The organism is Paenibacillus sp. N3/727 (genome assembly GCF_022637315.1).
GTDB lineage: Bacteria > Bacillota > Bacilli > Paenibacillales > Paenibacillaceae > Paenibacillus_AQ > Paenibacillus_AQ uliginis.
Map to the genome: position 1 here is coordinate 5,286,469 of NZ_CP093336.1, position 12,704 is coordinate 5,299,172.

Annotated in this window: 12 protein-coding genes and 1 other annotated feature; of the genes, 4 read left to right on the forward strand and 8 right to left on the reverse strand. The window is 48.7% G+C overall.

Going from position 1 to position 12,704, the window contains the following annotated elements; all coding sequences use genetic code 11:
• Positions 1 to 591: 591 nt before the first annotated feature.
• The 7 genes from MNQ98_RS24605 to MNQ98_RS24635 all read right to left on the reverse strand — a co-directional run bounded on the left by MNQ98_RS24605 (position 592) and on the right by MNQ98_RS24635 (position 6,966).
• Positions 592 to 2,115 (reverse strand): 2-isopropylmalate synthase, encoded by a 1,524-nt coding sequence (locus tag MNQ98_RS24605; RefSeq protein ID WP_241930588.1) that lies wholly within the window; start codon positions 2,113 to 2,115, stop codon positions 592 to 594.
• Positions 2,116 to 2,919: 804 nt separating this feature from the next.
• Positions 2,920 to 3,234, reverse strand: a binding site (T-box leader).
• A 70-nt stretch (positions 3,235 to 3,304) separates the two neighbouring features.
• The gene (gene tsaD, locus MNQ98_RS24610; RefSeq protein WP_241930589.1) at positions 3,305 to 4,342 is read right to left on the reverse strand and encodes a tRNA (adenosine(37)-N6)-threonylcarbamoyltransferase complex transferase subunit TsaD; all 1,038 of its coding nucleotides are present in this window, start codon (positions 4,340 to 4,342) and stop codon (positions 3,305 to 3,307) included.
• Positions 4,339 to 4,863 carry a ribosomal protein S18-alanine N-acetyltransferase gene (gene rimI / locus MNQ98_RS24615; RefSeq protein WP_241930590.1) on the reverse strand — a complete coding sequence of 175 codons (525 nt, stop codon included), beginning with the start codon at positions 4,861 to 4,863 and terminating at the stop codon, positions 4,339 to 4,341. Before rimI ends, tsaD begins: the two co-directional genes overlap by 4 nt.
• A 20-nt stretch (positions 4,864 to 4,883) precedes the next feature.
• Positions 4,884 to 5,666 carry a tRNA (adenosine(37)-N6)-threonylcarbamoyltransferase complex dimerization subunit type 1 TsaB gene (tsaB, locus tag MNQ98_RS24620; protein ID WP_241930591.1) on the reverse strand — a complete coding sequence of 261 codons (783 nt, stop codon included), beginning with the start codon at positions 5,664 to 5,666 and terminating at the stop codon, positions 4,884 to 4,886.
• Entirely contained in the window at positions 5,659 to 6,162 is a 504-nt protein-coding gene (gene tsaE / locus MNQ98_RS24625; protein ID WP_481856793.1) for a tRNA (adenosine(37)-N6)-threonylcarbamoyltransferase complex ATPase subunit type 1 TsaE, read from the reverse strand. The genes tsaB and tsaE overlap by 8 nt, the downstream gene beginning before the upstream one ends.
• A 328-nt stretch (positions 6,163 to 6,490) precedes the next feature.
• The gene (locus tag MNQ98_RS24630) at positions 6,491 to 6,673 is read right to left on the reverse strand and encodes an H-type small acid-soluble spore protein (protein WP_208917957.1); all 183 of its coding nucleotides are present in this window, start codon (positions 6,671 to 6,673) and stop codon (positions 6,491 to 6,493) included.
• A gap of 2 nt (positions 6,674 to 6,675) precedes the next feature.
• Complete coding sequence (locus MNQ98_RS24635) at positions 6,676 to 6,966, reverse strand: hypothetical protein (RefSeq protein WP_241930592.1); 291 nt, start codon at positions 6,964 to 6,966, stop codon at positions 6,676 to 6,678.
• A 166-nt stretch (positions 6,967 to 7,132) separates the two neighbouring features.
• Between MNQ98_RS24635 and ku the strand changes: the two genes are divergently transcribed.
• Genes ku through ligD form a run of 3 tightly spaced genes read left to right on the forward strand, consistent with a single transcriptional unit; the run spans position 7,133 to position 9,875 of the window.
• Complete coding sequence (gene ku / locus MNQ98_RS24640) at positions 7,133 to 8,065, forward strand: non-homologous end joining protein Ku (protein WP_241930593.1); 933 nt, start codon at positions 7,133 to 7,135, stop codon at positions 8,063 to 8,065.
• A 2-nt stretch (positions 8,066 to 8,067) separates the two neighbouring features.
• On the forward strand, positions 8,068 to 8,976 hold the full coding sequence (locus tag MNQ98_RS24645; RefSeq protein ID WP_241930594.1) for an ATP-dependent DNA ligase: 909 nt from the start codon (positions 8,068 to 8,070) through the stop codon (positions 8,974 to 8,976).
• A gap of 2 nt (positions 8,977 to 8,978) precedes the next feature.
• Entirely contained in the window at positions 8,979 to 9,875 is an 897-nt protein-coding gene (gene ligD / locus MNQ98_RS24650; RefSeq protein ID WP_241930595.1) for a non-homologous end-joining DNA ligase, read from the forward strand.
• A 200-nt stretch (positions 9,876 to 10,075) separates the two neighbouring features.
• Here ligD and MNQ98_RS24655 read toward each other — a convergent pair whose 3' ends face one another.
• A complete protein-coding gene (locus tag MNQ98_RS24655) occupies positions 10,076 to 11,272 on the reverse strand; it encodes an SPL family radical SAM protein (protein WP_241930596.1) in 1,197 nt (398 codons plus the stop codon).
• Between the two features lie 415 nt (positions 11,273 to 11,687).
• Here MNQ98_RS24655 and MNQ98_RS24660 point away from each other — a divergent pair, with 415 nt between their 5' ends.
• Positions 11,688 to 12,578: a DUF2167 domain-containing protein gene (locus MNQ98_RS24660; protein ID WP_241930597.1), complete on the forward strand. Its 891-nt coding sequence runs from the start codon at positions 11,688 to 11,690 to the stop codon at positions 12,576 to 12,578.
• The last annotated feature ends 126 nt before the right edge of the window (positions 12,579 to 12,704 follow it).

Genomic DNA, 12,704 nt, shown 5'->3' on the forward strand with positions numbered 1-12,704 from the left:
TGGCCTAAACGGCCATTTTTTTGCTTTTAAACAAGCTTTTTAGCGACGACACCCAAGATTATCCACTAAGTTATGCACATTATCCACAATTTCAACAAGTAATTTTGAAAATGATGTCCCCTTTTTTCAGCCTCTTCCAAACCTTTAATTTATCGGTGTTTTCTGAATTTGCGCACATTTTCGAAGGGAAATGTGGATAACCTTGTCCACAACTTGACAGAACTATTGATTCATTTATATGAATCCCGTTTACTTATATAAATTAGGCCCTCTCCTTCGAAACGAAGAAGAAGGCCTTTTTCTTATAGAGGTTGTTCAAAAAGTCCGCTTTAGATCACGAAGTGAATCAGGAAGTGGGCTCGGCATCGAATCTTGAATTCAGCTAAAATGTTTCCTCCGGAAACATCTTAGGTGCTCACGTACCCAAAACAGCTGATGCTTACGAAGACGTTTTCTACGAAAACGTGCAGCTCCGCTCCTCAGTCCCTAGCTTCATCCAACTGAAGCGTTTTGAAAAAACGCACATCGGAAGCATATGCCTCGGTGCTGAAAACCGACCTTTTTGAACACGCACTTATATGGTAATCGTCGTTAAACGGACAAGAGCGCCGAGTTGCATGCTGCCACATATGCAAGCCCTGCCGCCATGACTATATCCTGGTGAACTGCTGTTCCGCGGAATACCTTACCATCTCTTTCAACGGTAACGGCCGCCTCTGCATGCGCGTCTTCCCCGCTACTCAGAGAATGAAGTTCCAGATCAACGAAGGAAATACTACCACTGATTCCTTGGCTGATTGCGGATATGACAGCTTGCACCGGTCCATCGGCTACGCTCGAATAGGACACCTCACGCTCCTCATGCAAGTGGCGCAGTCTGACTGCCGCCACCCGGCTTACTCCGCTACCGGATATCACCTGGACCTCACCCAACTCATACACCTGAGCCGGTTTACCAAGCGTGCTACTCACCATTTGCAGCAGTTGATCATCACTGACCACCTTTTGCCGGTCTGCGGTCTCTTTGAAGGTATTGTATAGCTTCTCCACCTCTTGTTCCTGAATGGATACACCATACCGGGCAAGCCTGTCTTTCAATGCATGTCGTCCGGAATGCTTGCCTAGAATAATCATGCTGCGCGGAATGCCCAGATCCTCAGGGTTCATAATCTCATAGGTGCTTCGGTCCTTCAGAAGGCCATCCTGATGAATACCCGATTCATGCTGAAATGCATTACGGCCAACAACCGGCTTATTGAATGCAATCGGAAAATGCATCGCACCACTGATCAGTCGAGACGTTTCATACAGCTTCTCAGCTGAGATACCTGTCTCTGCTCTTAGCACATCACCCCGGGTAGCCAGTGCCATCACAAGCTCTTCCAAGGCACAGTTTCCTGTACGTTCACCTACACCATTAACCGTTACCTCGATTTGACTAGCTCCGTTGCGAATGGCTTCCAGACTGTTCGCCACAGCTAAGCCCAGATCATTATGACAATGGGCGCTGTACTCCACACTTCTGCCTCCCCGTGCCCCTTCGCGCACCCGGCGAAACATCTCTCCATACTCTTGTGGCAGCGCATATCCAACCGTGTCAGGCAGGTTGATAATATTTGCCCCTTCCTCAATTACTGCCTCTACCATTTCAATCAAGTCATCTATGTTCGTACGTGATGCGTCCATCGCGGTAAATTCCACCCGGTCGCAAAACTGTTTGGCGTACGCCGTCATTTCCCGTGCAGTCGCAACGACCTCTTTCCGGCTCTTGCGGAGCTGATGCTTTATATGGATGTCGGACGAAGAGATAAACAAATGTATGCGCCGATTGGCTGCATCTTGTGTCGCCCGGACAGCTGCGTCAATGTCTCCTTTTACCGCTCTCGCAAAGCCGCATATTTCCACATTTTGAAGCTGGCGGGATATCGTTTCAACTGCGGCAAACTCGCCTGGACTGGACACAGGGAACCCCGGCTCCAGCACATCTACACCCAGCTCCGCTAGTTTGGCAGCAAGCATGATCTTCTGCTCAGGCTGCAGACTTGCTCCAGGGGCCTGTTCTCCGTCACGTAATGTTGTATCCATCAAACGAATTCTTCGAATTTCTTGTACCATCGTGGGTTCCTCCCTTGTTTTTACGAGATGTGCCAGATTGATCTTACTTGTCATGATTACACCTGCGTCCGCACGTCGACTTGCGTCCGCAGTCCCACCCAACTGCTGCCGGCAGCAAGAAGAAACGGCTTCGGGGTCCTTTATAAAGGACTTCGGCGTTTCTTCGAGAAATATAAGACAAGTATGCAATTTGAAATTCATACTTTCTTAAATTTCAAAAAGCCCGCCATCTCCTTATAAGAGACGACGGGCTTTAAACCCTCCGTGGTACCACTCTACTTGACGCATTGATCTCGGCATCATACCGAAACGTGCGTCCGCTTAGTGTCCGATAAAATTACGCCGGCCGGGCGAAATATTTATCGAACTCCTGTTCACGGGGGATCCCGTAAGAGAGTACATATTAGAGGTTGTTCAAAAAGTCCGCTTTTGATCACGAAGTGAATCAGGAAGTGGGCTCGGCATCGAATCTTGATTTCAGCCGGTCCTTCCGGTGCTCACGTACCCAAAACGTACGCTCCGCTCCTCAGTCCCTAGCTTCATCCAACCTTCTCGGTGCTGAAAACCGACCTTTTTGAACACGCACTATTAGGACTTTTGCTGCCAGCAAATCTATACCGTATCTGCAGCAGCGTCATGTCTATGTTCCCCTCTTCCGCTCCCGGGCGAGATTCAAAGGCTCCTGCCGCCGCGTCGCACCAAACCCGCGGCTCTCTGTAGACAGTACCCCTTTTACTTGCTCCCGTTCATTGCGTTTATTACTATTCGGTTTGTTTGGACAAAAAAAGCCCGCCATCTCTTTATTCAAGAGACGACAGGCTTGCCTATCGCGGTACCACTCTTGTTGACTTGCCGGATCTACCGATCATCTTATCGGTCCTAAGCAAGCCCCCTCCATCGCCAAACGTCACATCCATATCCATGGACTGCGTATGCCGTGCCTTCTGACGGTGGCTAACCGTAACGATGTAATACCGGACAACATCCGGCCAGCGCATCATGCGCTGTGTTCCAACGTTCCGCTCCCAGGCGAGTTTCAGGTCTCTTTCCACTGCGTCGCACCGTCCCGCAGCTCTCTTGATTCCGGAGATCCTTACTGTTCCTGTTCTTTGCGTTTCTTCATTCTGGAATTTGAGGATGATTATACGTTCTTTAATTGCACCCGTCAAGAGGGCATTTGCCTAGCTTTTCATTTAGCCCATTCTTCCAGAGAAAACTGGGGATCTGCCTTCATATCGAGAGGCGTCAGGTCTCCCTGCTTCCATTTCAGATGAGCGGCAGCAGCAATCATAGCAGCATTATCGGTACAGTATTGATGAGGTGGAATGGTTAGAGGAATTCCCTCCGTCTCACAGCGTTCCGAGAGCAGATGCCGTAATCCACGGTTCGCAGCAACTCCTCCGCAGAGCAGCAGCTGCACAACTCCATATGCCTTCACGGCGCGCACCGCTTTTTCCACGAGCACCTCGGTAACCGATTCCTGAAAGCCCCGGGCAATCGCACCGGTTCGAATCTCTTCTCCACGCATTTTGCTCTGATTGACGACATTTAATACAGCCGACTTCAATCCGCTAAAGCTAAAGTCATAGGAATCCGGCTCCAGCCATACGCGGGGAAGCTGTACGGCATCCTCCGCTTCCAAGGCTAGCCGGTCCACATGTGGTCCGCCCGGATAAGGGAATCCGAGCGCACGCGCCACTTTATCATAGGCTTCACCTACAGCGTCATCACGTGTGCAGCCGATAAGTTCAAAGCTGCCCTCGGACTTCATGTACACAAGTTCTGTGTGCCCGCCCGAAACAACGAGCGACATGCACGGGTATTCTATCGGGCCAACGATACGATTGGCATAGATATGACCAGCGATATGGTGTGTACCGATCAGCGGTTTTCCGAGTGCGTACGCTAAGCTTTTGGCCGCCACAACACCAACCAATAATGCTCCGACCAGACCCGGTCCCTGGGTGACAGCGATAGCCGACAAATCCCGCATATCAATACCCGCTTCGTAGACAGCTTCCTCCAGAATCATCGTAATGCTCTCCACATGCTTGCGCGATGCCACCTCAGGTACCACACCCCCAAAGGCTTTGTGGGTTTCGATCTGACTCGCAATAACGCTCGACAATACTTCATGCCCATCTCTAACCACTGCAACTGATGTTTCATCACAGCTTGTCTCAATGGCTAAGATCAGACTGTGCTTCTCTGTATTCTGTTCATTCATAACAAACCTTCGCTTCCTTCCTCGCCTCCGTATTCACGGTAAGGGGGCAAATCCGCCCACATAATCAGTGCATCCTCTCCATTGTCGGAATAGTAGCCTTTACGGATGCCTGCAGGCTTAAATCCTTTTTTCATATACAAACGCTTGGCCACCTCATTGCTCACCCGGACCTCAAGCGTAATTCGTTCCATCCGTAGAAAGGAGGCCGTCTTCATTAGCTCACTAAGAAGCCGCTCTCCCCATTTTCGCCCACGATATGTTCCGAGCAGTGCAATGTTGGTTATATGTGCCTCGTCGACAATCGTCCACATCCCTGCGTAACCGATCGTCCGCCTTTCATACTCCATCACCATATAATGTGCAAAATGATTCAGCTTAAGTTCATTGTGAAAGGCTTCCTCGGTCCAAGGGAGAGTAAACGCATCGTGCTCTACGACCATGACGTTCGGTATGTCCTCCAGTGTCATCAACCGGAAAGACAAACCTTCGTCATGAGCCGGTGCTTTGTATTCATGTTCCATGATCCAATCCTACGCTCCCTTCACCGCTTGCGCAGCAGGTTCGCTTCCGCTTCCGAAAGCTGTGTATAGTTAGGTACCAGTGCATGCATCTCGTCCGATTCCCCCTGAAGCAGCCGCATGGCTCCCAAAAATCCGACCCAGCGACCCTCCAGTTCATAAGGGAGAATGTTCAGTGGCCCGCTGTACACCTCACGAAGACGTTCAGCTGCTTCTGCATGTACTGTAACGTCACCTGTAAACCAAATCGATACAGGAAGATCTTCTTCTTGAAGCGCGTTTAGTCGATCTGCAAGGATATCAATCCATGTCGCCATCAATCGAATGGCATCAGGCTCAAGCCGTTGTGGTGCAGTACCTGTTCCGCCAGCGAACAGCGCTGTATACGCCTGTCCCCGTCTCGCATCCAGCAGCGGGATCACCCAGTGCAGTTCATTCTCCGTCGAATGATCCTTCAGGCCAGACGAAAGTCCTCCCCACGCGATGGCGTGAAGGCTGGACACCCCGGCTACCGGTATACTTTTCGCCCAGGAAAGCGTTTTGGCCGCCGTAACAGCCATACGAACGCCTGTGTAAGATCCCGGACCGACACCAACGGCGATGCCGTCGATTTCATCCACAGTCAAACCAGCTTCTTCTATTACTTGTGCTATGACCGGATGCATGTGGACGGAGTGGTTACGTTCGCCGCTCGCATTGATTTCCTTTAGCAGTTCATTATTTTCCATCGCAGCCACTGCCAGCGAGGCCGTAGACGAATCCAGCGCCAAAAACCGCTGACGCGGCGTTGTGTTATGATTATTCATCGATATTTACCCCATTTTCATTCAATTCCCGACACCACTGGCCGTAAGGCTCACCCAAGCTCTTTATGATAATTACTCGCTCCGATATGTTTGTTGTTTCAATCGATATATGAAGATGTTTTTCAGGAAGAAGCTCGCTTATAAGACTGCTCCATTCCACGAGACAGACACCTTCTCCGAAAAAATACTCGTCTAATCCAAGCTCGTCCGCTTCATCCAAAGACAGACGATACACATCCATATGATAAAGAGGCAGACGCCCCTCATATTCCTTAATAATCGTAAATGTGGGACTGTTCACAACACCGCTGATACCTATATGCTTCGCGAACCCTTGGGAAAATGCTGTCTTCCCTGCTCCCAAATCCCCATCAAGACCGATGACTGTTCCCGGTATTGAACGCCGGGCCAGCCAGGCGGCTAGCCGTTCCGTGTCGGCCGGACTTTTGGAAATGTAACGGAACTGCTCTTCATAACCGCTTTCTATCACCTGTATACCCACCTTTTGACGTAACTGCTGAGTGATTTAACTTGTCCTTAATTATATCGGTCTCCACAGCATGCCGCAAGGGAGGCAGAAGAGCTTGAAATATATCATATTTGGATCATCCACCTCCATATCTAACAGATGCATAATCCATTAACCCGCTGCGTATGTTCTCAAAGGACAATTTTGAACCTTCTCCATAAGAAAAATACTTTACTCCGAAGTTTATACTTTCTTAGCTGTAAAAAAACACCTTTCCCCCGGGTGATCCGCTAAGGGCAATCATCCGAAAAAAAGGTGTTTCTTACGCCGCTCGAATGCACGTTATAGTTCCCTATTACTCGCCTTCTTCCAAGCGTTCCACATTCACCGTCACGGTATCCGTCGGTCGCGAGCCGACTTGAACCGTCGCCATGCCGTTAGCCTGATCGATATGTTCAATCCATACCGGCTCACCTTCCAGCTTCACCTTAAACGTATCATCAGACTTAAAAATACTCCAAGCGCGATCCAGTTCCATCTCTATTCCCCTTTCTCCGTATTTCCCGGTGTTTCATCCACCGTCTTCGTCGTATCTGTTGTTGTAAAACCTATCATCCCGTTATCTTCTGTCACATTGCCGCCAGCAAGACCCTCATTGACCATCCGGTCGATATCAAGCATCGTGGACTCGCGAGTCATCTCACTATCACTTGAAGTCAAGCTGTTCCAGTTCAGTATTTCACCGTCCACCGGTTCCACGGTAAAATCCGCCTCCGATAATGTCTTGTGATCGCGTTCCGTTACTTTACTCTCTCCGTGCTCCATGGTCATTCATACACCTCCTCACACAAAGGTAGAGTCCACTGTGTTTCCAACGTCAATATGCCTCAATGTTCAGGCCTTTATACATCAACTTATATAGAGTCTTTTTTTGGGCAAACTAATCAAGTAGAAACGGCTTTGCCGTCCTTCAAAAAATGATAGGGAGGAATCATAGATGCATACCGTCTGGAAAGGCGCCATCAGCTTCGGACTTGTTCACGTTCCCGTCAAAATGTTCTCCGCCACCGAGGACAAAGATATCTCTATGAGATATGTCCATAAGGTTTGCGGAAGTCCACTCTCTTATGTTCGTAAATGTCCGGTCTGCGAGGAAGAGGTCGGCTGGGAGGAGATCAACAAGGGATACGAATATGAAAAGGGAAAGTTCGTTCTTTTTGAAAAAGAAGAACTGGAGCAGCTTTCGGAACAGAACAGTAAAAATATTACGATTCTTGATTTTGTTGATTTAACGGAAATTGATCCGATCTATTTTCAGAAGACCTATTACCTGTCACCCGATCAGGCAGGAGCCAATGCGTATCGGCTGCTTCTTGAAGCCATGAGACAATCCGGCAAAATCGGCATTGCCAAAATCGCGATCCGCTCCAAGAGCAGTATGGCTGCCATCAGAGTCATCGATGAGTGTCTGGCGATTGAGACGATTTTTTACCCCGATGAGATCCGTCCGATCTCCCAGGTGCCAAACCTGCCGGAAAACGCAGTGGTAAATGACAAAGAGCTCACCATGGCACGCATGCTAATTGAACAACTATCCTCCCCCTTTGATCCACAAAAATATAATGATGATTACCGCGAGCGTCTGCAGGGCATGATCTCCAGCAAAGTTGCCGGTGAAGAAGTGAAGATCGCTCCTGCACGTCAGGAAACGAATGTGGTTGATCTGATGGCTGCGCTTCAAGCAAGTATTGAGGCCGTCAAGCCGCCGATTGCTACGGATCCGGGAACGACACCGAAACCACGGAAAACGACCCGAAAGACCGCTGCCAAAGAAGCGACAGCCAAAGTCAGCGGTGAAGGACCGGAACTCGAAGGACCTAAACCGAAACGCCGTACAACGAAGTCCAAGAAGACCGATACAGGTTCCTGAGCATGAACGGTTTAAAGGATTATCTTCCTAAAGAGCCCATGGCGCCTATCGTGACGGAAACCATTCCATCAGGAAGCGAATGGGGATATCAATTGAAATGGGACGGTGTTCGTATCCTGTCACTCCTTAATGGGGGTGAAGTATCACTGGTTTCCCGTAAACTGCTGAACAAGACAGCGCTGTACCCCGAAGTTGCCCGATCCCTATCAGAGCTGAAGGAGCACCGTCTGATTCTGGACGGCGAGGTCGTCTATTTCCATCCGGAGCTTGGCCGTCCGGTCTTCCAAAAAGTTCTGCAGAGGGAGCGCTCGCGTGCCATCAGCACGAACGCTCCCCTGTTTACGTATGTTCTGTTTGACATACTACTTGACGGTGACCGCGACATGCGGCAATTGCCTTACATTGAACGCCATCAGCGGCTGCAGCAAATTGTCTCCAACAAGCCGGGTCTTCTCGTCGCAGATCTGTTCAATGATGGTGAGAATTTATGGAAGTGGGCGGAGGACCGGGGCTGGGAGGGGATTGTAATCAAGCGTCTATCCTCCCCTTATCGTGAAGGAAAGAAACATCAGGACTGGTACAAGAAAAAAATTGCCGTACGATTGAAAACGGAGGCGATTGCGATGATTATCCGGGAAGGGCGTGTCGCCAGTCTTGTCTTGGCAGGCGATGACGGCTCCTACATCGGCAGAGCCTCACTAGGTCTGAACGAGCAGACCAAGCGGCAGCTGCTGCACTACGCCGGATTACATTCAGGCAGTGCACGCTGGAAGGAATTGCACACCGATTTAAAAAAAGAAAAGCTCGTTTGGCTCAGCAAACCGTTGACCGTTGAAGTAACGTTCCTGGAGTGGAGCCAGGACGGAATGATGCGTCATCCCAAACTGCTTGGAATTCAAGGGCTGGGTTAACGATGAGAAAACAGATCAAAGGCACACTAACCATTGAAGGCCAAGAAATCCAAATTACGAATCCCGACAAACCGCTGTGGCCCGAGGTTGGAATTACGAAGGCGATGTATTTGCAGAAGCTTGCCGCGCTGTCCCCATACTTGCTCCGCTACTGTCGCGGAAGACTTCTCACAACGATCCGCTATCCGCATGGGGTACCAGGTGAGTTCTTCTATCAAAAAAATGCACCAGAGCCGACCCCTCCATTTGTCAAAACAGCCCTGCATGAAAATATCAATTATGTTCTGCTGGACGGGCTTCCCGAGTTGTTGTGGCTTGGCAATCTGGCCGCGCTTGAGTTTCATCCGTCCCTGCATTATGCCAATAGCACACTTCCATGTGAATGGATGATCGATCTCGATCCCTCACAGCCGGAAGAGCCCAGAATCATGGAAGCTGCAGCTATCGTCGGCAATGTACTCCGTTCACTTGGTATTTCATCCGTACCGAAGACATCAGGTGCCACGGGCGTGCAGATCATCGTACCGATCCCGGAAGGAATGACATTTGACGAGCTTCGCACCATTGGACAATTCGTCGCCCAATATGTCACCGAGGAGCATCCGAAGCTGTTCACGATTGAAAGGCTGAAGAAAAACCGCGGCGATAATATCTATTTTGATTACCTTCAGCATTACAGCGGAAGAACGCTTGCAGCACCCTATACACCGAGGGCCCGGCCACTTGCTACCGTCTCCACCCCGCTGACCTGGGAAGAGGTGTCTCAGAATGTTTCACCTTCAGACTTTCATCTTCTCAATATCGTGGAGCGGCTTCAAGAGAAGGGTGATTTGCTAACGCTTTTGCCTCCTCAGCCGCTCGAGCCCATACTGCGTCACTTGTCGTCCAAACGAAAATAGTTCTAGAAGTGCGTGTTCAAAAAGGTCGGTTTTCAGCACCGAGAAGGTTGGATGAAGCTAGGAACTGAGGAGCGGAGCGTACGTTTTGGGTACGTGAGCACTGGAAGGACCGGCTGAATTCAAGATTCGATGCCGAGCCCACTTCCTGATTCACTTCGTGATCAAAAGCGGACTTTTTGAACAACCTCTATAAAGGATATCTAAAAAGGAAACGACAACTGCTCGATCTCCGGCATAAGTTCCTCTTGCTCTACCGGGCTCGACGGAACCGGAAGTTTGCCCTTGCGCTTGACTTCTGTCGGTGTCGGGGCAGAGCAAGCCGTGTTCTTGTTATAGCTGTTTTCACACAAAGTTTCAAAGTCACCAGGTTTCTCCAAGACAGACAAGCTTGAACCAGATCGTTGACCTTCCCCGGCCTTTGATAGCTGATCCTCCCCTGTCTTAATTGCCGAAACTGCCCAAGGTGCCTCATTCTCTGCAATGGGGCCAAACTGATTGGAAGCCCTGCCCCCAGGTCCACTGGACATACCGGTCAGATCATACTTCATCAGCAATTTCTGTGCCAGATCTTTGAACGAGGTAACATAGCTATCTTCGGCGTAAGCCGATCCACTATACAACTTGGCATACAACGAAACGACCTCTGGAAATTGATGTCTTAGAGTCTGCATGTACCACTCCTTCACATCGCGAGACAAACGCAATAAAGAAATCATCGCAAAATCCGCACCTGCCTCCTTGGCAGCATAAAGCAGTTGATTCATCTGCTCCTCACGATCCGTCAGAAACGGCAGCACCGGCGCTGCGAAAATCCTTGTCCGAATCCCATGCTGTGATAAACGCTGAACGGTCTCCATTCGTTTAGCCGGATGCGGCGAAGCCGGCTCCAATTTATGAATTACATTGTTATCCATTGTGTTAATGCTGATATTGACCGAGACTTGATCCATCCGGGTCAAAATGTCCAGATCCCGGAGCACAAGCGGCGATCGGGTCGTAATGCTTGTGGATATGCGGTATTTGGCTAACAATTTAAGGCACTCCCTGGTAATCTCCGTCTTGCTCTCAACAGGTTGATATGGGTCTGTAGCTGTGCCAATTGTCACCTGACCGATATGTCGGCGGACCGCCTCAATATCATGACAGAATTTCCCCGCGATAACGGCCAGCTGTGCCTCCAACGCCTCAACAGCATTATTTTTTATGAAAATATGGTGCTGAAACTCATCCTGTGCCCCCATTCCAATGAACGATTGAAACGCCCTGGCATAACAAAAGCTGCAGCCATGCGCGCACCCACGATAAGGATTGATCGACCAATCAAAAGGCATCTTCTTCTCTTTCACCCGGTTCAGTGTCTGTTTGGCCGTTATTTCTTCATATATCGTTTTGGTCATGAGCTCATCCCTCCTAATTTGCCCCCTTTAACAACATCAAAATACTGGTCCAAGTGTATTAGATATGATTATAACAAACACTTGTTCCTATACACAAGTTTATATGGATTAAAAAGGATATCAAATGTGGGAATTTCCGATCATTTTTTACATTTATGTTAGATTGATCACAACTTTGGGATGACAGTTTTTGTATGAAACTTATAATTTCTTATCATGGAAATGAAATCCTTTCACTCATTTTGTCCTATTTCCAAGAAACACAATGTTACAAATGACCCTATTCAACGGGAAGATGAGTATATTTATGAAACTTCCCATCATTTTATCCAGATATAGTCTATAACTGTAAGCTGTGATATGATGTGCAATGTTGTTTTGGGTTGACCTATTATAGATATTGGAGGATGTATTGGTGAAACGAATTTTTAGCTTATTGATTGTACTGATGTTAGCACTCCCTACCGTCGCAGGAGCTACCGGAAGCGGTATTACCCCGGTAGAAGGCGGGGATGGTGTTAAGGTCGAGATCGGAACTGTAGGAACGCTTGATCTCGGTAAAGATTTCTTCTACCTGAATAAAGAAGACGTTAAAAAGTTCTCAACAATGCAAGGAAACATCCTGTCAGGGCAGGAGATTGCCGGTATTGGTCCGATCGAAAATCAAGACTGGTTTGTATATTTTGACTATGTTGATTCGGGTCATATCAAAAACGCAGAGAAGGAAAAGATCAAGCCGGACAAACTTCTTAAGCAGATTAAAGAGGGCACCGAGGCACAGAACGAAGAAAAAGCTGCCAGCGACCATATTTTTGTTACGGGATGGGATGTTGAACCATTCTATGACCATAGTACAAAAAACTTGACCTGGTCTCTTTTGCTGGAGAATGCTGAGAAAAAAACATTTGTAAATTATGAGGTAAGGCTGCTTACCCGTGAAGGTTATATTAGCGTTGTGCTCGTTAGCGATTCCGAAAACCGCAAAGAAGCTGCAGCAATTCTGTCCAATGAGATTTTACCGAAATTTTCAGCTGTTCAAGGAGAGCGTTATGAGGATTTCGATGAGTCCACCGATAAGGTTGCCGAGATGGGCTTAACCGGTTTGATTCTCGGAGGTGCAGGTTTGGCTGTTGCCAAGAAGGTCGGCCTCCTGCTATTGCTCAAAAAGTTTTGGTATGTAATCGTTGCTGTCATTGTCGGAGTATTCAATTGGCTACGTAAGAAGACACGCCGCAGCAAGGACGAGACCCAAGAGACTTCTTCTACAACGCAGGAAACGCAAGGTCCTGATCACCCAGTCTCATAAATCTCATTCAACAACAAACCGCTCCGTAATACCGGAGCGGTTTGTTTATTATCCCCTTATAGATTGAGCTAAAGCGCTTGAAGAGCTTCAGCGGAGAAGACGGAATTATTCTGGAGAAGCTTGAGC